Raw genomic sequence first — 21,539 nt, 5'->3', positions numbered from 1 at the left:
GGCCAGGGATTTCCCCGGCCGCCGTCAGGCCGCCTCGCGGATCTCCAGGGTGCAGCACTTCACACTGCCGCCGCCCTTGAGCAGTTCGGAGAGGTCCACCCCGATCGGGCGGAAGCCGTGCTCCCGCAGCCGGGCCGCCACCCCGGTGGCCGGCTCCGGCAGCACCACGTTCAGCCCGTCGCTGGCCACGTTGAGGCCGAACGCCGCCGCGTCCTCCTCCGCCACCAGCACCGCGTCCGGGAACAGCCTGGCCAGCACCGCCCGGCTGCCCTCCGAGAACGCCCCCGGGTAGTACATGATCCGGTCGCCGTCGAGCACGCTGAGCGCGGTGTCCAGGTGGTAGAAGCGCGGGTCGACCAGGTCCAGGCCGACCACCGGGCGGCCGAGGAACTCCTGCGCCTCGGCGTGCCCGGCGGAGACGCTGCGGAAGCCCCGGCCCGCCAGCAGGTAGCGGTCCGTCAGCAGCAGGTCGCCCTCGCCCTCGTTGACGTGCGCCGGGTCGTGGGTGGTGAAGCCGTGCTCCCGGAACCAGTCCAGGTACGCCGGGCCCTCGGCGGCGCGCTCGGTGTTGCGGAACCGGGCGCCGAGCACCCGGCCGTCCACCACGGTGGCGCCGTTCGCCGCGTACACCATGTCCGGCAGGCCCGGGATCGGGTCGATCAGGTCGACCCGGTGGCCGAGCTCGAGGTAGAGCTCGTACAGCCGCTCCCACTGGGCGACGGCGAGGGCGGTGTCGACCGGCTTGGCCGGGTCCATCCAGGGGTTGATGGCGTAGCTGACGTCGAAGTGGGTCGGACGGCACATCAGGTAGCGGCGCGGGCGGGCGGTGCGGGTCATGGCGGGGCTCCGAGGGTGAGGACGGACGGTACGCGGGGGGCGGACGGTACGCGGGGACGGGCAGGTGCACGAGGGGCGGGCGGTGCGCGAGAGCGGGCGGTGCTCCGGGCCGGCGATCGGTACGTGACGACGGGATGGAGCGCAGGACCGGGCGGCGGGGCGGACGATCAGGCGGCGGCCGGGCGCTCGGGGAAGTCCCGGCGGGCCCGCAGCGGGCCGGCCAGCAGCACGGCGCCGGCCGAGAGCAGCACCCCCGCCATGATCCAGATGGTGGTGCGGGCGCCGAGCACCTCGCCCAGCCAGCCGCCGAGCAGGGCGCCGACCGGGATCGCGCTGAAGTTGACGGTCGAGGCACTGGCCCGGATCCGGCCGATCATGTCGGGCGGGCAGTAGGACTGGTAGAAGCTGCCGGCCAGGACGTTCCCGGCGACCACCCCGCAGACCGCGACCGACCAGGCGACGGCACTGACCGCGAGCGGCAGCCGGGAGCCGGCCAGCGGCAGCAGCAGGATGAACGGCGCGGCGACCAGCTCGCAGAGCAGCAGCCCGCGGGCGGTGCCGAAGCGGCGGGCGATCCGCCCGGCCAGGGCGGCGCCGGCCAGGCCGCCGACCGAGACCACCGCGAAGACCGCGCCGATGCCGCCGGGCGAGACCCCGACGCTGCGGACCAGGAAGACCGTCTGCACGGCCTGGATGCCGTTGAGGCCGAGGTTGCCGACCGCGCCGAACAGGGCCAGGTTGCGCAGGAACGGGTCCCCGGCCAGGAAGCGCACGCCCTCGCCGATCTCCCGCAGGATGCCGCGCCGCTCGGCCACCGGCGGCGGCGTCTCCTTCACCTTGATGCCGCCGAGGCAGACCGCCGACACCAGGTAGGTGATCGCGTCGGCCAGCAGTCCGCTGGCCGCGCCGAAGACCTGGGAGAGCAGGCCGGCCAGGCCGGGGCCGGCGATCTCCGCCGCCGAGTCCCCGGAGCGCAGCTTGACGTTGGCCTCCAGCAGGTCGTCCTTGGCGACCAGGGCCGGCAGCACGGCCCCGTACGCGGTGGAGAAGAACACCTTCACCGCGCCTGCCAGCAGCGCCACCAGGATCAGCTGGACCATCGTCAGCGCGTCGAACCAGCCGGCCACCGGCACGCTGCCGAACAGCACCAGCAGCAGCAGGTCGCAGACCAGCATCACCTTCAGCCGGGGCCAGCGGTCCACCCAGGCGCCGGCCAGCAGGCCGAGGAACAGCCACGGCACCCACGCGGAGGCGGTCAGCACGCCGACCATGAACGGCGAGGCGTCCAGGGTCACCACCGCCACCAGGGCGAGGGCGACATTGCCGACGGCGGTGCCGAGACCGCTGGCCGTCTCGCCGATCCAGAGCTTGCGGAAGTTCCCCTGGGCCCAGAGGCCCCAGCGGCTGCGGCGGGGGCCCTCGTCCACCGCGGGCGGTTCGACCGGGACGGTACTCGTGCTCATCGGGGGTCACTCTCCAGCGTCTCGGCCAGCACGGCGGCGATCCGTGCGAGGGGCTCGGGTTGGGTCAGGGCGCCGTGCGCGCAGTCGATCCGGTGGGCGGAGATCCCGCCGGTGAGGTACGGGGCCCAGGCGGCCTCGTAGGGCCAGTCGGCGGGCTTGTCGGCGGTGGCGCCGACGTAGACGGCCGCGCCCCGGTAGTGGCCGGGCACGTGCTCGGCCATCAGCTTGCGGTGGTGCTCGAAGACGTCCGGCAGCAGCGCCGCCGCCTCGCCCAGCAGGGCGGTCAGTTCGGCCTGCCCGCGCCCGTCGGCCGGGTCGTAGCCGAGCGAGGCGAGCAGTTCGGCCAGGGTCTCCACCGGGTCGTCGGAGGCCGGCGGCTCCTCGGTGGCCGGGCCGGCCGGGAGGCCGTCGAGGAGGGCGAGCAGGCCCACCTCCTGGCCGGCCGCCCGGAGCTGGACGGCCATCTCCTGGGCGACCACCGCTCCGAACGACCAGCCGAGCAGGTGGTAGGGGCCCTGCGGGCGGACGGCGCGGATCTCCCGCACGTAGTCCGCGGCGATCCCGGTCACGGAGTCCGGGGAGCCGCCGCGCAGGCCCCGGGCCTGGAGGCCGAACACCGGCCGGTCCGGGTCGAGGTGGCGCAGCAGGCCCGAGTAGACCCAGCTGATGCCGGCGGCGGGGTGGACGCAGAACAGCGGGGCCGTGCCGCCGCCGGTCCGCAGCGGGAGCAGCACGTCCAGGGCGTCGGACCCGCCCGGGCCGTCGGAGCCCCGGTCGTCCGCGGCCTCCAGCCGGCGGGCCAGGCCGGCCGGCGTCGGGGCCTCGAACAGGGCCCGCATGCCGAGGTCGGCGCGCTCGCCGAGCTCGGGCGCCAGGGCGGCGCGGATCCGGCCGAGCAGCTTCATCGCCAGCAGCGAGTGGCCGCCGAGGTCGAAGAAGCCGTCGTCGATCGAGACCCGGTCCACCCCCAGCACCTCGGCGAAGAGGCCGCAGAGCAGCTCCTCGCGCGGGGTGCGCGGCGCGCGTCCGGTGGGCGAGGCGGCCGGGTCGGGGGCGGGCAGGGCCCGCCGGTCGACCTTGCCGCTGGCGGTGAGCGGCAGGGCGGTGAGCGGGACGAAGGCCGTCGGGAGCATGTAGCCGGGCAGCGACTCGGCCGCGAAGGCCCGCAGGTCGGCCGGGTCCGGCCGCCCGGCCGCGCCCCCGCCCGCGCCGTCGGGGACGACGTAGGCGACCAGTCGGGGGCCGGTGGCACCGTCCTCGCGGACGGTCACGGTGGCGGCCCGGACCCCGGGGTGGCGGGTCAGCACGTGCTCGATCTCGCCGAGTTCGATCCGGAAGCCGCGGATCTTGACCTGGTCGTCGGTGCGGCCGAGGTAGTCGATCCCGCCGTCCCCGGTGCGCCGCACCAGGTCGCCGGTGCGGTACATCCGGCCCCCGGGCGTGAACGGGTCGGCGACGAAGCGCTCGGCGGTCAGCGTCGGGCGGCCGAGGTAGCCCCGGGCCAGGCCGGTCCCGGCGAGGTACAGCTCGCCGGGCACACCCACCGGGGCCGGTGCCAGCCGCTCGTCCAGGACCAGGGCCCGGGTGCCGAGCACCGGGTGCCCCAGGGACGGGCGTCCGGAGTCGGCGAGGGGCTGGACCAGCGCGTCGACGGTGGACTCGGTCGGGCCGTAGAGGTTGTGGGCGGTGGTGTGCGGGGCCTCGCGCAGCCTGGTCCAGAGGGACTGGCCGACGGCCTCGCCGCCGAGCAGCACCGTGGCCGGGGCCGGGCCCTGCGGCGCGGCGGGGTCGAGCAGGCCCTCGTCGAGCAGCTGTTCGGCGTAGGAGGGGGTGACCTCCAGGACGTCGATCCGCTCGGTGCGCAGGTGTCGGACGAGCGCGGCGGCGTCGCGCCGGACCTCGTCGCCGACCAGGTGCAGTTCGTGTCCGGCGACCAGCCAGAGCAGTCCGTCCCAGGAGGCGTCGAAGCAGAGCGAGGCGGTCAGCGCGACCCGGCGGCGCCCGCCGTCCCGTTCGCCCGCGCCGATCGGGCCGGTGGGCGCGCGGTGCGAGGCGAGCAGGGCGGCGATCGAACCGTGGCCGACCACCACGCCCTTGGGGCGGCCGGTGGAGCCGGAGGTGTAGACGACGTAGGCGGCGTCCGCCCGGTCCGGGGCGGCGGCCGGGGCGCCCGCCGGGGCCGGGGCGGCCTCCGGGCGGGGGCCGCGCACCGGGAGGACGGGCAGTCCCGCCAGGAGTTCCGGCAGCGGCCAGCCCTCGTCGGTGAGGACGAGCCCGGGCGCGGCGTCGGCGAGCATCGCCGCCGTCCGGTCGGCCGGGTACTCGGCGTCCAGCGGGAGCGAGGCGGCGCCGGAGCGCAGCACGGCCAGCAGGGCGGTCACGGTCTCCGCCGAGCGGGGCAGGGCCAGCGCGACCACGGTGCCGGGACCGGCCCCGGCCGCCCGCAGCCGCTCGGCGAGCAGCGCGGCGCGGGCGTCCAGTTCGGCGAAGCTCAGCCGCTGCTCGCCGCAGACCAGCGCCGTGGCGTCCGGGGTGGCGGCCACCTGGGCGGCGAACGCGGCGGGCAGCAGCGGGACGTCGGCGGGCAGCGCGGCGGCGGGGGCCAGCAGCGCGGCACGCTCGGCGCCGTCCAGCAGCTCCACCCCGCCGATCGGCGCCGCCGGGTCCGCCACCACCCCGGCCAGCAGCCGGCCGAAGCGGACCGCGATCGCCTGCACCGTCTCCCGGTCGAACAGGTCGGTGGCGTAGTCGATCGCGCACTCCAGGCCGGCCGGGGCGCCCTCGGTGTCGAAGGACTCCCCCATGCCGACGGAGAGGTCGAACTTGGCGACGTGACCGCCGACCGGTTCGACCGCGGCCGGCAGCCCGGCCAGGTCCAGCGGGGCGTCACCGCCGGTCGCGCCCTGGCTCGCGCCCTCCAGCAGCAGCATCACCTGGAACAGCGGGTGCCGGGCCAGCGAGCGGGCCGGGTTGAGCTCCTCGACCAGCCGCTCGAACGGCACGTCCTGATGGGCGTGGGCGTCCAGCTGGGTCTCCCGGACCCGCCCCAGCAGCTCGGCGAAGGCCGGGTCCCCCGAAGTGTCGGTGCGCAGCACCAGGGTGTTGACGAAGAACCCGACCAGCTCGTCCAGCGCCTCGTCCGTGCGGCCCGCGACCACCGAGCCGATCGGCACGTCGGTACCGGCGCCGAGGCGGGTGAGCAGCGCGGCCAGGCCGGCCTGGAGGGTCATGAACATCGTCACCCGGTGCTCGCGCGCCAGGGCGGTCAGCCCGCGGTGGAGCTCGGCGCCGAGCGGGAGCACGACCCGGTCGCCGCGGTGGGAGCTGTCGGCCCGCCGGGGGCGGTCCACCGGCAGCGCGATCTCCTCCGGCAGGTCGGCCAGCGTCTCGCGCCAGTGGGCGAGTTGGCGGGCGGCCGGGCTCTGCGGGTCGGTCTCGTCACCGAGCAGCTCCCGCTGCCAGAGCGCGTAGTCGGCGTACTGGACCGGCAGCGGGCGCAGTGCGGGGGCGGTGCCGTCGCGGCGGGCCGCGTAGGCGGCGGCGAGGTCGCGCAGCAGCGGCTCCATCGAGCGGCCGTCACCGGCGATGTGGTGCAGGACGAGGACGAGCAGGTGCTCCTGCGAAGCGTCCTCGGAGGGCAGCAGCAGGGCCCGCAGCGGCAGGTCGGCGGCGAGGTCGAAGGGCAGGTCGGCGAAGGCCGCCACCTCCGCGGCCGGGTCGCCCGCCGGGGCGGTGCGGTGCTCGAACGGGACGCGCGCCTCGGCGGCCGGGACGATCCGCTGGTACGGCTCGCCGTCCTGCTCGGCGATCAGGGTGCGCAGGCTCTCGTGCCGGCCCACCACGTCGGTCAGGGCGGCGGCCAGCACGACGGGGTCGAGCGGTCCGCCGATCCGCAGCGCGAGCGGCAGGTTGTAGAGGCCGGAGGGGCCCTCCATCCGGTCGATCAGCCAGAGCCGGCGCTGCGCGGAGGAGAGCGGCAGCCGCTCCGGGCGCGGGCCGGCGGTCGGCGCGGGCCTGGCCTCGGCGCCGCCGTCCAGCCGCAGGGCGAGGCCGGCCACGGTCGGGGCCTCGAAGACGTCCCGGATGCCGAGTTCGGTGCCGAGGACGGCGCGGACCCGGGCGGCCAGCTTCATCGCGAGCAGCGAGTGGCCGCCCAGGGCGAAGAAGTCGTCGTCGATCGAGACCCGGTCGACGCCGAGGACCTCGCCGAACAGGCCGCAGAGGATCTCCTCGTGAGCGGTGCGGGCCGCCCGACCGCCGCCGAAGAGGGCGAAGTCGGGGGCGGGCAGGGCCCGCCGGTCGACCTTGCCGCTGCCGGTGAGCGGCAGCGCGTCGAGCGGGACGACGGCGGCCGGGACCATGTGGGCGGGCAGCCATTCGGCGGCGAACCGGCGCAGCTCCTGGGCGAGTTCGGCGCCGGGAGCGGTGGTGCCGGTGGCGCAGTGGGCGACCAGTCGGCGATCGCCGTCGGCGCCCTCGTGCAGGGTCACCACGGTCTGCCGGACGGCCTCGTGGCGGGTCAGCGCCTGCTCGATCTCCCCGAGTTCGATCCGGAAGCCGCGCAGCTTGACCTGGTCGTCGGTGCGGCCGAGGTAGTCGATCCCGCCGTCCCCGGTGCGCCGCACCAGGTCGCCGGTGCGGTACATCCGGCCCCCGGGGGTGAACGGGTCGGCGACGAAGCGCTCGGCGGTCAGCGCCGGGCGGCCGAGGTAGCCGCGGGCCAGGCTGTGGCCGGAGAGGTACAGCTCGCCGGGCACGCCGACCGGGACCGGCGCCAGGTACTCGTCCAGGACGTGGGCGCGGGTGCCGAGCACGGGGTGGCCGAGCGAGGGGCGCTCGGAGTCCGCGAAGGACTGGACCAGGGTGTCGACGGTGGCCTCGGTGGGGCCGTACAGGTTGTGGCCGGTGAGCCGCGGGGTGTCCCGCAGCCTGGTCCAGAGGGACCGGCCGACGGCCTCGCCGCCGAGCAGCAGCACCCGCGGGGCGTTGCCGTCCTCGCCGTCCGCGTCCAACAGGCCCTCGGCGAGGAGTTGTTCGGCGTAGGAGGGGGTGACGTTGACGACGCCGATGCCGGTGCCGGTGCCGCGCACATGGCGCACCAGGGCGGCCGCGTCGCGGCGCAACTCGTCGCCGATCAGGTGCAGTTCGTGTCCGGCGACCAGCCAGAGCAGACTGTCCCAGGAGGCGTCGAAGCAGAGCGAGGCGGTCAGGGCGACGCTCAGCCGGCCGTGCTGCCGCTCCGGCCCGGCGAAGGTCTCGGCCCGGTGCTGGGCCAGCAGGGCGGCGATCGAACCGTGGCTCACCAGGACGCCCTTGGGGCGGCCGGTGGAGCCGGAGGTGTAGATGACGTAGGCGGCGTGGGCCGCCCCGATCCGCAGCGGCGGGGCTTCGGCGGGCTGCTCCGACCAGGCGTCGGCGTCGGCGGGCAGGACGGTCAGACCGGCCAGCACCTCGGGCAGCGGCCAGGCGTCGGTGCTGAGCACGGCCGCCGGGCGGGCGTCGGCCAGCATGTGGGCGGTGCGCTCCCGCGGGTACTCGGCGTCCAGCGGCAGGAAGGCGGCACCGGCCTTGAGCACGGCGAGCTGGGCGACGACCGTCTCCGCCGAGCGGGGCAGGGCGAGCGCGACCACCGACTCCGGGCCGATGCCGGCGGCCAGCAGGCCGTGCGCGAGCCGGTTCGCCCGGGCGTCCAACTCCGCGTAGCCGAGCCGGAGTTCGCCGAACACCAGGGCAGTGGCGTCCGGGGTGGCGGCCGCCTGGGCGGCGAACGCGGCCGGGACGAGCGGGACGTCGGCGGGCAGCGCGGCGGCGGGGGCCAGCAGGGCGGCGCGCTCGGCGCCGTCCAGCAGCTCCACCCGGCCGATGGGCGCCGCCGGGTCCGCCACCACGGCGGCCAGCAACCGGCCGAAGCGGGCGGCGATCGCCTCCACCGTCTCCCGGTCGAACAGGTCGGTGGCGAAGTCGATCGCGCAGTCCAGACCGGCGGGCGCGCCGTCCGGGCCGAAGAACTCCTCCAGGGTGACGTTGAGGTCGAACTTGGCGACCCCGGTGTCCGAGGCCAGTGCCTCGACCTCCAGGCCGGGCAGCTCCAACTCCCCCTCGTCGGTGGACTGGAGCACCATCGCGACCTGGAACAGCGGGTGCCGGGCCAGCGAGCGGGCCGGGTTGAGCTCCTCGACCAGCCGCTCGAACGGCACGTCCTGGTGGGCGAAGGCGCCGAGGCCGGTCTCACGGACCCGGCCGAGCAGGTCGGCGAAGGCCGGGTCCCCGGAGGTGTCGGTGCGCAGCACCAGGGTGTTGACGAAGAAGCCGACCAGCTCGTCCAGCGCCTCGTCGGAGCGGCCCGCGACCACCGAGCCGATCGGCACGTCCGTACCGGCGCCGAGGCGGGTCAGCAGCGCGGCCAGCGCGGCCTGGAGGGTCATGAACATCGTCACCCGGTGCTCGCGGGACAGCGCGACCAGTCCGGCGTGGAGTCCGGCGTCGATCGGCAGCGCGACCCGGTCGCCGCGGTGGTCGGCCCGGGCGCCGCGCGGGCGGTCCGCCGGCAGCGCGATCTCCTCCGGCAGGTCGGCCAGCGTCTCGCGCCAGTAGGCGAGTTGGCGGGAGACCAGGCTCTGCGGGTCGGCCTCGTCGCCGAGCAGCCCGCGCTGCCAGAGCGCGTAGTCCGCGTACTGGACGACGAGCGGCTCCGACAGCGGCGGCTCGCCGCCGAGGCGCAGGGTGTAGGCCTCGGTGAGGTCGCGCAGCAGCGGGCCCATCGACCAGCCGTCACCGGCGATGTGGTGCAGCGCGACGACCAGGACGTGTTCGTACTCCGACACCCGGAGCAGGGTGACCCGGACCGGCGGCTCGGCGGCCAGGTCGAACGGGCGGCGGCCCGCGCGGTCGACCTCGGCCGCGACGGACTCCGGTGCGCAGTCAAGGAGTTCGACCGGGACGGTGGCCTCGGCCGGGGCCAGGATCCGCTGGTACGGCTCGCCCTCGTGCTCGGCGACCACGGTGCGCAGGCTCTCGTGCCGGGCGACCAGGTCGGCCAGGGCGGCGGTGAGCGCGTCCCGGTCGAGCAGGCCGGTCAGGCGCAGCGCGAAGGGCATGTTGTAGAGGGCGGAGGGGCCCTCCATCCGGTCGATCAGCCAGAGCCGGCGCTGCGCGGAGGAGAGCGGCAGCCGCTCCGGGCGCGGGCCGGCGGTCAGTGCCGGGCGGGCGTCCGCGCCGTCGAGGCGCTCGACCAGGCCGGCCACGGTCGGGGCCTCGAAGACGTCCCGGATGCCGAGCTCGGCGCCGAGGGTGGCGCGGACCCGGCTGAGCAGCTTGGTGGCGAGCAGCGAGTGGCCGCCGAGGGCGAAGAAGTCGTCGTCGATCGAGACCTCCGGCACGCCCAGGATCTCGCCGAAGAGGCCGCAGAGGATCTCCTCGCGCGGGGTGCGCGGGGCGCGGCCGGCTCCGGCGGCGGCGGTGAAGTCGGGGGCGGGCAGGGCGGCGCGGTCGATCTTGCCGTTGACGTTGAGCGGCAGCGCGGCCAGAACGGTGAAGGCCGCCGGGACCATGTAGTCGGGCAGCGCGGCGGCGGCGTGGGCGCGCACCGAGGCGAGGTCGAGCGCGGCCGGGTCGGCGCCGGCCGCGACGGCCAGGTGGGCGACCAGCCGGGTGCCGGCGGTGCCGTCCTGGTGCGGCAGCACGGCGGCCTGCACGACGGCCGGGTGGGCGGTCAGCACGGCCTCGATCTCGCCGGGTTCGATCCGGAAGCCGCGCACCTTGACCTGGTGGTCGGTGCGGCCGAGGTACTCCACGGTGCCGTCGGAGCGGCGCCGGGCGAGGTCCCCGGTGCGGTACATGCGGGCGCCGGTGCCGTACGGGTCGGCGACGAAGCGCTCGGCGCTCAGCCCCGGGCGGCCGAGGTAGCCGCGGGCCAGGCCGGGGCCGCTCAGGTACAGCTCGCCGGGCACGCCGACCGGCACCGGGCGCAGCCGGGCGTCCAGCAGGTGGGCGCGCAGGCCGGGCAGCGGGCGGCCGATCACCGGGCGGGCGACGGCGCCGTCCAGGCGGTGGTGCAGGGCGTCGACGGTGCACTCGGTCGGCCCGTACAGGTTGAACACGACGGTGTCGGGGGCGGCGCTCAGGGTGGTCCAGAGCTGCTGGCCGCAGGCCTCGCCGCCGATCATCAGCACGGCGGGCGGGGCGACGGTGAGCAGCCCCTCCTCGACCAGGCGTTCGGCCAGCGCGGGGGTGACGTCGAGGGTGTCGGCGCCGGTGCGGGCCAGGTAGCCGACGATGCCGGCCGCGTCGCGGCGCAGGTCGTCGTCGAGCAGGTGGAGTTCCTGCCCGGCGACCATCCAGAGCACCGCCTCGAGGGAGGTGTCGAAGGACAGCGAGGCGGTCGCGGCGAAGGCGAACCGGCGCCCGGGGTGCGCCTGCTGGGCGGGTGCGAGGGTTCCGGCGCGGTGGAAGGCGAGCAGGTGGGCGAGGCCGCCGTGGCGGACCACGACGCCCTTGGGGCGGCCGGTGGAGCCGGAGGTGTAGATGACGTAGGCGGCGTGCTCGGGGCCGATCGCCGCCTCCGGCTCGTCGGCGGGCAGCTCGGCCCAGGTCGCGGCGCCGGCGGGCAGCACGGTGTGGCCGGCCAGCACCTCGGGCAGCGGCCAGGCGTCGGTGCTGAGCACGGCCGCCGGGCGGGCGTCGGCCAGCATGCCCGCCAGCCGGTCGCGCGGGTAGTCGGAGTCCAGCGGCAGGTAGGCGGCGCCGGCCTTGAGCACGGCGAGCAGGGCGACGATCGACTCGGCGGAGCGGGGCACGGCGAGCGCGACCAGCGACTCGGGGCCGATCCCGGCGCCGGCCAGGCCGTGGGCGAGCCGGTTGGCGCGGGCGTTCAGCTCGGCGAAGCTGAGCCGCTGCTCGCCGAAGACCAGGGCGGTGGCGTCGGGGGTGGCGGCCGCCTGGGCGGCGAACGCGGCCGGGACGAGCAGCCCGTCGCCGGGGCCGTCGGTGCCGTGCCAGCGGGCGAGGTCCTCGCGGCCCTCGGCGCCGAGCACGTCCAGTTCGGCGACCGGGCGGCCGGGCTGTTCGGCGACCTGGTCGAGCAGTCCGGCCAGCGCCGCGGCGAGCCGCTCGGCGGTGCCCCGGTCGAACAGGTCGACGGCGAACTCCAGTCCGCCGGAGAGGCCGGCCGGGGTGCCGTCCGGGTCCAGCCGCTCGGACAGGTTGAGGGTCAGGTCGAACGGGGTGGTGGGCAGGCCCAGCGGCTCGTAGGAGGCGCGGGTGCCGGGGAACTCCGGTCCGCCGCCGGTGGTGTTGTCGAAGGCGATCATCACCTGGAACAGCGGGTGCCGGGCCAGCGTGCGGGCCGGGTTGAGCTCCTCGACCAGCCGCTCGAACGGCACGTCCTGGTGGGCGTAGGCGGCCAGGTCGGCCTCCCGGACCCGGCCCAGCAGTTCGGCGAAGGTGGGCGAGCCGGCCAGGTCGGTGCGCAGCACCAGGGTGTTGGCGAAGAAGCCGACCAGCTCGTCCAGGGCGGGGTCGAGCCGGCCCGCCAGCGGGGTGCCCATCGGGATGTCGTCCCCGGCGCCGAAGCGGTGCAGCAGGGTGGCCCAGGCGGCCTGGAGCACCATGAACAGGGTGACCCCGTGCCGGCCGGCCAGCTCGGCGAGCCGGGCGTGCAGCGCGGCGTCGAGGTCCAGTTCGACGACGTCGCCGCGGTGCGTGGGCACCGGCGGGCGGGGGCGGTCCAGCGGCAGCGGCAGCTCGTCCGGCAGTCCGGACAGGGCCTCGCGCCAGTGGTCGAGCTGACGGGACAGCAGGGAGCGCGGGTCGGTGTCGGCGCCGAGCAGCCGGTACTGCCACAGGGTGTAGTCGGCGTACTGGACGGGCAGCGGACGCGGTGCGGGGGCGGTGCCGTCGCGGTGGGCGGTGTAGGCCTCGGCGAGGTCGCGGAACAGCGGGCGCAGCGACCAGCCGTCGCCGGCGATGTGGTGCAGCACCAGGGTGAGCACGTGCTCCTCGGGCCCCTCCGGGCACAGGTACGCGTGCAGCGGGACGTCCTCGGCCAGGTCGAAGAGGTGGCCGACGAGGTCCTGCGCGGGGCGGTCGGTGACGGTGAGCAGCGGCCCGGGCGGGCCGTCGAGGACCCGCTGGTGCGGGACGCCGTCGAGTTCGGTGAAGACGGTGCGCAGCGACTCGTGCCGGGCGACCACGTCGCCGAGGGCGCGCTCCAGGGCGGCGGTGTCGAGCGGGCCGGACAGCCGCAGGGCGAGGGTGACGTTGTAGGTGGCGGCGGGGCCCTCGGCCTTGCCGAGGAACCACAGGCGGCGCTGGGCGAAGGAGACCGGCAGGTGCTCGGGGCGCGGCTCGGGGAGCAGCGCCGGGCGGGCCGGGCCGTCGGCGAGCCGGGCGGCGAGGGCGGCCACGGTCGGGGCCTGGAAGAGGTCGCCGATGGCGAGTTCGGCGCCGAGGTCGGCGCGGACCCGGCCGACCAGGCGGGTGGCGAGCAGCGAGTGGCCGCCGAGGGCGAAGAAGTCGTCGTCGACGGTGATGTCCGCGATGCCGAGGATCTCGCCGAACAGGGCGCACAGGGCCCGCTCGCGCTCGTCGCGCGGGGCGCGGCCGCCCTCGGAGGCGGTGAGGTCGGGGGCGGGCAGGGCGCGCCGGTCGACCTTGCCGTTGGCGTTCAGCGGCAGTGCGTCCAGCACCAGCACGGCGGAGGGCACCATGTAGCCGGGCAGCCCGGCGGCGGCGAACTCCTTGATCTCGGCGGCGAGTTCCGGGCGCTCCTCGAGGGCCTCCGGCGGCACGGCGCAGTAGCCGACGAGGCGGGTGTCACCGGGGCGGTCCTCGCGGGCGACCACGATGACCTGGCGGACGGCGGGGTGGCGGGAGAGCGCCGCCTCGATCTCGCCGAGCTCGATCCGGAAGCCGCGCAGCTTGACCTGGCCGTCGATCCGGCCGAGGAACTCGATCGCGCCGTCCGCGCGGCGGCGCACCAGGTCGCCGGTGCGGTACATGCGGCCGCCGTGCCCCTGCGGGTCGTACGGGTCGGCGACGAAGCGTTCGGCGGTCAGCGCGGCGCGGCGCCAGTAGCCGCGGGCCAGGCCGGCCCCGGCGATGTACAGCTCGCCGGGCACGCCGGGCGGCACCGGCTGGAGGCGGGCGTCCAGGACGTGGGTGCGCATGTTGTCCAGCGGGCCGCCGATCGGGGCCCGGGCGCCGTCCAGGTCGGCCGGGAGGAGGTGGTGGTGGGTGGCGAAGGTGGTCGCCTCGGTGGGGCCGTAGACGTGGGCGAGCAGCAGCTCGGGGCAGTGCTCCAGGACCCGGCGCATCAGGGTGCCGGAGGCCGCCTCGCCGCCGGTGCAGACCGTGCGCAGGGCGCGGAAGGTCTCCGGGGCCTGCTCGGCGACCAGGTCGAACAGCGCCTTGGTGAGGAAGACGGCGGTGACGCCGTGCCGGGTGGTGACGGTACGCAGGGCGTCCGCGTCCATGGTGCCGGGCGGGGCGACGACGACGGTGCCGCCGTGCAGCAGCGGCGTCCACAGCTCGTAGGTGGCGGCGTCGAAGGCGTGCGGGGAGTGCAGCAGGATCCGCTCGTGCCGGCCGTCGCGCCAGCGGCGGTCGTCGGCGAGGTCGACCACGTCGCGGTGGCGGATCGCGACGCCCTTGGGGGTGCCGGTGGAGCCCGAGGTGAACATCATGTAGGCGAGCCGGTCCGGGTGGACGGGCAGGCCGGGGTCGTGGTCGGGGGCGCCCGCCTCGTCGCCGGGGCGGACCACGACGGCGTCGTGGGCGAAGCCCGGCTCGGCGCGGTCGGTGACCAGGACGGGCGCGGCGGTGTCGGCGAGCAGCGCGGTCATCCGCTCGGGCGGCAGGCTCGCGTGCATCGGCACGTAGCAGCCGCCGGCCTTGAGCACGGCGAGGGTGGCGACGACCAGGTCCACCGAGCGCTCCATCAGCAGCGCGACCGGGGACTCCGGGCCGACACCGGCGGCGATCAGGTGGTGGGCGAGCCGGTTGGCGCGGGCGTCGAGCTCGGCGTAGCCGACCTCGCCGCCGTCGTGGGCGAGGGCGACCGCGTCGGGGGTGCGGGCGGCCTGGGCCGCGAACAGCTCCGGCAGCGAGCCGGTGCGGACCGGGGCGGCGGTGGCGTTCCAGTCCCCGGCGAGCCGGGCGCGCTCCTCGGGGGCGAGGATGTCCAGGGTGCCGATCGGCGCCCCCGGGTCGGCGGCCGCGGCGGCCAGCAGCCGGCCGAAGCGCTCGAACAGGGTGTCGACGGTGGCCCGGTCGTAGAGGTCGGCGGAGTACTCGACCGAGCCCTCGAGCCCGGCCGGGGCGCCGTCCTCGGCGTGCCGTTCGGTGATGCCGATGTTGAGGTCGAACTTGGCGACCCGCAGGCCCAGCGGTTCCGGTGCCGACTCCAGTCCGGGCAGGCCGAGTTCGCCCTCCTCGTGGTTCTGCAGCACCAGCAGGGTCTGGAACAGCGGGTGGCGGCCGAGCGCGCGGGCCGGGTTGACCTCCTCGACCAGCCGCTCGAACGGCACGTCCTGCTGGGCGAAGGCGTCCAGCTGGACTTCCCGGACCCGGCCCAGCAGTTCGGCGAAGGACGGGTCGCCGGACGTGTCGGTGCGCAGCACCAGGGTGTTGACGAAGAAGCCGACCAGGTCGTTCAGGGCCTCGTCGGAGCGGCCCGCCACACCGGTGCCGAGCGGGATGTCGGTGCCGGCGCCGAGCCGGGTGAACAGCGCGGCCAGACCGGCCTGGAGGACGGCGAACAGGGTGGACCGGTGGCGGCGGGCCAGGTCGGCCAGCGCGGAGTGCAGTTCGGGGCCGAGGACGAACGGGGCGGCGTCGGCGGCACCGGTGGGCACCGGCGGCCGGGGGCGGTCCACCGGCAGCTCCAGCTCCTCCGGCAGACCGGCCAGGACTCCTCTCCAGTGGTCGAGCTGACGGCTCATCAGGCTGGACGGGTCGGACTCCTCGCCGAGCAGCTCGCGCTGCCACAGGGCGTAGTCGGCGTACTGGACCGGCAGCGGCTCCCAGTCCGGTTCGGCGCCGGCGAGGCGGGCGGTGTAGGCGGCGGCGAGGTCGCGCAGCAGCGGGCCGAGCGACCAGCCGTCGCCGACGATGTGGTGGAGCACGACGAGCAGCACGTGCTCGGGGACGGCGTCCGCGGCGGCGGCGTCGTCGGTCGGGGTGAGCGAGAAGACCGTGACCCGGACGGGCGTTTCGGCACTCAGGTCGAAGGTGTGGGCGGCGGCCCGGTCCCGCAGGGCGGCGTAGTCGGCCGGCGCGCACTCCACCGTCGTGAAGGCGGTGCCCGCCTCCGCCGACGGCAGGATGTGCTGCACCGGCACGCCCTCGCCGTCCACCGGGAACACCGTGCGCAGGGCCTCGTGCCGGGCCACCACGTCCGCCGTCGCGGCGCGCAGCGCGTCGAGGTCGAGCGCGCCGCGCAGGCGGACCGCGAACGGCAGGTTGTAGAGCGCGGTCGGCCCTTCGATCTGGTCGATCAGCCAGAGACGCTGTTGTGCGTACGAAACCGGGATCACGGTGCTTCCTCTGCTCACGTCACGGGCGTGTGGTGGTGGACGCCGTCACGCGGGGACGGCGGTGGTCGGGAGGACGGACGGCTCGCAGTCGAGGACGTCGACCGGGCGGCCCATCGCGACGGCGATCTTCCGGTCGCCGCGGTACGGGTCGCGGCCGTGCGCGCAGAGCACGTTGTCGACCAGCATCACGTCGCCGACCTGCCAGGTCTCCCGCACGGTGGCGGCCTCGTAGGCGGCGTTCAGCGCCTCGACGTCCTCGCGGGTGACCGGCTCGCGGTCGCCGAAGCCGGTGTTGAACGGCAGGCCGTCCGGGCCGAACTCCTCGACCATGGCCTCCCGGATGTCCGGGTCCAGCGACCACTCGTTCCAGAAGGCCAGGTGGTTGAACCAGACCTCCTCGCCGGTGTGCGGGTGGCGGATGGTGGCCGGCCGCAGCTGGTCGGTGCGCAGGGTGCCGTCCTCCAGCCACTCCCAGGTGATGCCGTTCTCCCGGCAGTACTGCTCGACCTCGGCGGGCTCCTCGGTGCCGAAGGCGGTCCGCCACGGCAGCGAGACGTACTCCGAGTAGCTGCGGCCGAGCGTCCAGCCGGAGCGGCGGCCGCGCTCGGCCAGGTGCGGCGGCAGCGCGGCGAGGACCTTGCGGACGTCCGCGGTCGGGGTCGCGCCGCCCTCCTCCGGGGCGATCAGGCAGGCGAACAGCAGCCGGCCGGGGAAGGTCAGGGTGTAGCTGTTCTCGTTGTGCATCCGGATCGGCAGCGCGGCCGCCAGGTCGGTGGACGAGAACACGCCGTTGCCGAAGTCGCTGCGCGGGGTGGCCTTCTCCCGGTACGGGGTGGGCTCCGGGATCAGCACGTCGCGGACGGCGGCGACGTCCTCGGTGGCCGCGACCGGCAGCCCGCGCAGGAAGACCGTGCCGTGCTCGTGCAGCGCGGCGGTCAGCTCGTCCTCGTGCTCGCGGAGCCAGGCGCAGCCCTCGGCGAGGTCGGCGGCGGCCGGGACGTGGAGGAGGGCCGGACGGCCGGGGTTCAGCTCCCAGGTCAGCATGGCGACGCTCACCGGTTCCCGAGGCCGGCGACCAGCGAGGCCGGGCGGATGTCGGTCCAGTTGGTCTCGATCCAGTCCAGGCACTCCTGGCGGGGCGCCTCGCCGTGGACGGTGGTCCAGCCGGCCGGCACGTCGATCCAGACCGGCCACAGCGAGTGCTGGTTCTCGTCGTTGACCAGGACCAGGTAGCCGGCGTTGTCGTCCTCGAACGGGTTGCTCACGGTGCTCTCCTCGGTGAGGTGGTGGCGCGGTGCGGTGTGATTCGAAGGTAGGTGCGGGCCGGGGCAGGAAGCGGCACAAGGCCCGGCAGGTGAGCGGCAGTTCCGGGACTGCCGTCCTCCTGCGCGGGCCTCGGGCGCACGGGGTGGGAACGGGGGGTGGAGCGGGGCTGGGGCGAGGGTGCGGTGGGGCTGGGGCGGGGCTGCGGCTCGGGCGGGAACGGGGCTGGTCGGAGGGGCCGGCGCGGGATCGCGGCGCGCGGTCCCGGCGGGTCGTCAGCGCGGGGTCAGCCGGACCGGGAAGCGGTCCAGGCCGAAGTTGATGATCGACCGGTTGTACTCGACCGGACCGGCCGGTTCGATCGTCGCCGCCTTCTCCAGCGCCGCCGAGAACAGCGCGCTCAGCTCGGCCTTCGCCAGCGGCGCGCCGATGCAGTAGTGGGCGCCCAGGCCCAGCGCCAGGTGCTTGTTGGGCGAGCGGTCGAGCCTGATCTCCTCCGGCGCCTCGAACGCCTCCGGGTCCCGGTTCGCCGACCACACCCAGACCGCGACCCGGTCGCCGCGCCGGATCTGCCGCCCGGCCAGCTCGATGTCCCGGGTGGCGGTGCGCAGCGTGTGCAGCCCGACCGAGGTCCAGCGCAGCAGCTCGTCCACGGCGGAGTCCATGTCCACCTCGCCGCGCTGCAGCGCCTGCCACAGGTCCGGCCGGTTGACCAGGGTGTGCAGGCCCATCGCGGCGGTGTGGCGGACCGTCTGGACGCCGCCGACGACGATGTTGTCCAGGTTGAGCACGACGTCCTCGACCGGCATCAGCCGTCCGTTGACCTTGTAGGTCGCCATCATCGAGATGAGGTCGTCCTTGGGGTCGGTGCGCCGCAGCATCACCTGGTGCATCAGGTAGGGGATCAACTGCTGGTGACCGGCCCGGCGTTCCTCCGGAGTGGCGCCGAGGAAGGCCACGTCGCAGACCCGGACCATCATGTCGCGGTCCTTCTCCGGGACGTCCAGCAGGTCGCACATCACGGCCAGCGGCAGCGCGGAGACCACGTCGACGAGGTCGGCCTCGCCCTGCTCGACGGCCCGGTCGAACAGCTCGCCGGCCCGCTCGGCGATCGAGCGGGAGGCTCCGCGGACGCCGTTCTTGGAGAAGAACGGGTTGGCGGGCGCCCGCAGTTCGCGGTGCTTGGGCGGGTCGGTGAGGGCCATCATCCGGCCCGAGCCGACCGGGACGTTGCCGACGCCGGCGCCCAGCAGCGAGCCGGACTCGGAGCTGAACACGGCCGCGTTGCGCAGTACGTCGGCCGACTCCTTGTAGGTCATCACCGACCAGATCGGGCCGTCGTCCAGGCTGTCGGTGCGGTGCACGGGCGCCTCGCGGCGCAGCTCGGCGACCAGCGCCGGGGTCTCCGGGTCCGCCCACAGGGCGGGGTCGGTGAGATCGACGGAGGTGGTGGTCACCATGACGGCTGCTCCTCGGAAGCGGTGGCGGTGGCGGTGGCGGTGGCGGTGCTGGAGGTGGGGTCGGCCGCCGCGCGGCCGGTGGGGAGGGAGTGCAGGAGGGAGGTCAGGAGGTCGACCGGACCGGGCCGGTCGACGGTGGCGAGCAGGTGCCCGCCGGGCAGCACCGACTGGCCGAAGGCGCCCCGGGTGTGGGCCGCCCAGCCGGAGAGGTCGGTGGTGGCGAGCATCGGGTCGTCGGCCCCGGCCAGCGCGTACAGCGCGGAGGCGAGCGGCGGGTGCGGGTGGTGGCGGTAGGTGGCACTGACCGCGAGATCGGTGCGGATACCGCCGAGGGCGAGTTCCACCAGCTCGGGGTCGGCGCTGACCAGCTCCTCCAGGCCGGTCAGCCGCAGGAGTTCGGCCGCGTCGAGGTCCTTGGACTCCCGCTCGGTCCACTCGGCCGGGCTGGGCGCGCCGGCCACCACCACGAGTTCGGGGCGGCGGTCGGCGGGCAGGGCCCGGGCCACCTCGTGGGCGAGCAGGGCGCCGAAGCTCTGCCCGTAGAAGGCGGCCCGGCGGCCGGGGGCGAGGTGCGGGGCGATCTCCCGGGCGACCTCGGCCGTCAGCGCGGCGAAGTCGGCGGGCATCGGGTCGCGGCTGCGGCCGCCCCGGGCCGGCGGGCGCAGTGCCCACACCTCGGCGGCGGGACCGAGGGCCCGGGCCAGCGGGGTGAAGGCGGTGGCGTCGCCGCCGGCGTGCGGGAAGCAGAACAGCCGGACGGGGGCCTCGGGCCGGGGCGCGGGGAGGAGGAACCAGTCCCCCTCGATCCGCGGCCGGGTGGCGGGGACGGCGGACGGAGCGACAGCCGTGGCACCAGGGGCGGCCGAGGCACGACGGACGGCCGGGGTGGTGGGCAGCGGCGCGGCGGCCGGGCGCGGACGGGCGGTGATGGGCGGCCTGGCGGCGGGACCGGGACCCGTCGGGGTCATCGCGGTTGCCGGGGCCGTCGGGGTCACCGGGGTCACCGGGGTCGTCGGGGTCGTCGGGCTCATCGGACGGCCGGCCGGCGGGCGGTGAGGGCCGGACGGGCGGCGGCCGGTCCGGCCTCGGCGGCCCGCTGCACGGCCTCGGTGAAGGCGGCCAGGTCGGCGGCGTCCAGCAGGTGCCGCAGCTGCAGCTCGACGTTCAGCTTGCGGCGCAGCAGGTGGACGACGCGCAGCGCGGCGAGCGAGTGGCCGCCGAGCGAGAGGAAGTCGTCGGCGGGCAGCACCTCGGGGACGCCGAGCACGGTCCGCCACACCTCGGCGACCTGCTCCGCCACTCCCCCGCCGGCCGCCTCCGGCGCCGCCTCGGCGGCCGGAACGGGCAGCGCCCGGTGGTCGGTCTTGCCGTTCGGGGTGAGCGGCATCGCCTCCAGCACGGTCACGGTGGACGGCACCAGGTGCGCGGGCAGGGTCCGGCGCAGTTCGGCCAGCAGTTCGGCGGGGGCGGCGCCCGGGCCGGTGACGTACGCGGCCAGGCGGGTGTCGCCGGGGGCGGGCTCGTGCACGGTCACCGCGGCGGCCGTGACGCCGTCCAGTGCCGCCAGCGCGTGCTCGACCTCGCCGAGCTCGATCCGGAAGCCGCGCAGCTTGACCTGCCGGTCGACCCGGCCGACGTACTCCAGCAGGCCCTCGGCGGAGCGGCGGGCCTGGTCGCCGGTGCGGTACATCCGGGCGCCGGGCGCGGCCGCGAACGGGTCGGCGACGAAACGGCCCGCGGTCAGCCCCGGCTGCCCGGCGTAGCCGTGCGCGAGGCCGGGCCCGGCGAGGTACAGCTCGCCGACCTCACCGGCCCCGGTGACCGGCCGCAGCCGCTCGTCCAGCAGGTGCACCCGCACACCGGGCAGCGGCTCGCCCAGGTGCGGGCCGGGGCCGGTGATCCTGGCGGTGATCGCGTCGACCGTGCACTCGGTCGGCCCGTACAGGTTGAAGGCGTCGATGCCGCCGTCCGCCAGCTCGCGCCAGGTGCGCCCGGGCACGGGCTCGCCGCCCATGAACAGGCGCGGCACGGCGGCGCCGGTCAGCTGCTCGCGCAGCAGCTGCCAGTGCGAGGGCGTCAGGTCGAGGTCGGTGACGGCGTGCTCGGCGAGCAGCGCGGCCAGCCGGGCCGGGTCGGCGCGCCGGGCGTCGTCGACGACCACCAGGGTGTCGCCCCGGCAGATCCGGATCCACTGCTGGACGGAGGCGTCGAAGGAGACGCTGGCGTTCCAGGCGACGACGGACGGCTCGGGCCGGTAGGCGCCGGCCTGCTCCAGTCCGGCCGCCAGGTCGGCGACGGCGCCGTGCGGCACCTCGACGCCCTTGGGGCGGCCGGTGGAACCGGAGGTGTAGATGACGTAGGCGGAGTCCAGCGGGTCCGGGACGAAGGCGCCCTCGGCCTCCGCGTCCTCGCACGCCGCGTCGGGGCGCAGCACCGGGACGCCGGCCGGGACGGGCGGGGCCGCCTCGGCGCTGACCACGGCGGCGAGGCGGGCGTCGGCGGCCATGAAGGAGATCCGCTCGGCGGGGTAGGCCGGGTCCAGCGGGACGTACGCGGCGCCGGCCCGCCAGACGGCGAGCAGCGCGACCGGCAGGTCCAGGGTGCGGGCCAGGTGGACGCCGACCTTGTCGCCGCGGCGCACGCCGGTGGCCCGGAGGGCCGCGGCGAGGGCGGCGGTGCGGCGGTCCAGGGCGGCGAAGTCGAGGCTGCCGTCGGCGGCGTGCACGGCGGGCCGCGCCGGGTGGGCGGCGACGGCGGCGCGCAGCCGGGCCAGCAGGTCGGCGGGGGCGGGGGCGCCGGTGGAGGCGGTACCGGTGGAGGCGCCGGTGGAGGTGGTGGCGGCCGGCTCGGCGAAGGTGGTCATGGCGGGGTACTCCTCGATCTCGATGAGGTCGGACGGGGCGGGGCGGGACGGCGTGCGGTCGGGCGGTGGTGCGAAGTCATGGGGGCGCGGCGGGGCGCGGCGCCGGGAGGGGCGGGGAGGG

Annotated in this window: 8 protein-coding genes; all 8 read right to left on the bottom strand. The window is 76.2% G+C overall.

Annotated features, from left to right (window positions below; genetic code table 11):
• Positions 1-24 precede the first annotated feature (24 nt).
• Positions 25-837: a dimethylargininase gene (gene ddaH, locus BLU95_RS31745; RefSeq protein WP_197698642.1), complete on the bottom strand. Its 813-nt coding sequence runs from the start codon at positions 835-837 to the stop codon at positions 25-27.
• A gap of 167 nt (positions 838-1,004) precedes the next feature.
• Positions 1,005-2,300, bottom strand: a complete 1,296-nt coding sequence (locus tag BLU95_RS31740) for an MFS transporter (protein WP_093862996.1) — start codon at positions 2,298-2,300, stop codon at positions 1,005-1,007.
• Positions 2,297-15,832: a non-ribosomal peptide synthetase gene (locus tag BLU95_RS31735; RefSeq protein WP_159425059.1), complete on the bottom strand. Its 13,536-nt coding sequence runs from the start codon at positions 15,830-15,832 to the stop codon at positions 2,297-2,299. The genes BLU95_RS31740 and BLU95_RS31735 overlap by 4 nt, the downstream gene beginning before the upstream one ends.
• Positions 15,833-15,877: 45 nt before the next feature.
• Positions 15,878-16,876 (bottom strand): TauD/TfdA family dioxygenase, encoded by a 999-nt coding sequence (locus BLU95_RS31730; protein WP_093865267.1) that lies wholly within the window; start codon positions 16,874-16,876, stop codon positions 15,878-15,880.
• A gap of 8 nt (positions 16,877-16,884) precedes the next feature.
• A complete protein-coding gene (locus BLU95_RS31725; protein WP_093862994.1) occupies positions 16,885-17,097 on the bottom strand; it encodes an MbtH family protein in 213 nt (70 codons plus the stop codon).
• A gap of 273 nt (positions 17,098-17,370) precedes the next feature.
• Complete coding sequence (locus tag BLU95_RS31720) at positions 17,371-18,555, bottom strand: cytochrome P450 (protein WP_197698641.1); 1,185 nt, start codon at positions 18,553-18,555, stop codon at positions 17,371-17,373.
• Positions 18,549-19,523 carry a thioesterase II family protein gene (locus tag BLU95_RS31715; RefSeq protein ID WP_231977927.1) on the bottom strand — a complete coding sequence of 325 codons (975 nt, stop codon included), beginning with the start codon at positions 19,521-19,523 and terminating at the stop codon, positions 18,549-18,551. The genes BLU95_RS31720 and BLU95_RS31715 overlap by 7 nt, the downstream gene beginning before the upstream one ends.
• 59 nt (positions 19,524-19,582) lie before the next feature.
• Entirely contained in the window at positions 19,583-21,418 is a 1,836-nt protein-coding gene (locus BLU95_RS31710) for a non-ribosomal peptide synthetase (RefSeq protein ID WP_093862993.1), read from the bottom strand.
• Between the last annotated feature and the right edge of the window lie 121 nt (positions 21,419-21,539).

Origin of the sequence: Streptomyces sp. TLI_053 (assembly GCF_900105395.1) — a bacterium.
In the GTDB taxonomy this organism is placed as follows: domain Bacteria; phylum Actinomycetota; class Actinomycetes; order Streptomycetales; family Streptomycetaceae; genus Kitasatospora.
This window is presented reverse-complemented; position numbering and strand designations above follow the sequence as displayed.

Bases quoted from the DNA above. Each gene is read 5' to 3' on its own strand.
- BLU95_RS31740 (WP_093862996.1), bottom strand. From the start codon at position 2,300: ATGAGCACGAGTACCGTCCCGGTCGAACCGCCCGCGGTGGACGAGGGC.
- ddaH (WP_197698642.1), bottom strand. From the start codon at position 837: ATGACCCGCACCGCCCGCCCGCGCCGCTACCTGATGTGCCGTCCGACC.
- BLU95_RS31720 (WP_197698641.1), bottom strand. From the start codon at position 18,555: ATGGTGACCACCACCTCCGTCGATCTCACCGACCCCGCCCTGTGGGCG.
- BLU95_RS31730 (WP_093865267.1), bottom strand. From the start codon at position 16,876: ATGCTGACCTGGGAGCTGAACCCCGGCCGTCCGGCCCTCCTCCACGTC.
- BLU95_RS31710 (WP_093862993.1), bottom strand. From the start codon at position 21,418: ATGACCACCTTCGCCGAGCCGGCCGCCACCACCTCCACCGGCGCCTCC.
- BLU95_RS31715 (WP_231977927.1), bottom strand. From the start codon at position 19,523: ATGACCCCGACGGGTCCCGGTCCCGCCGCCAGGCCGCCCATCACCGCC.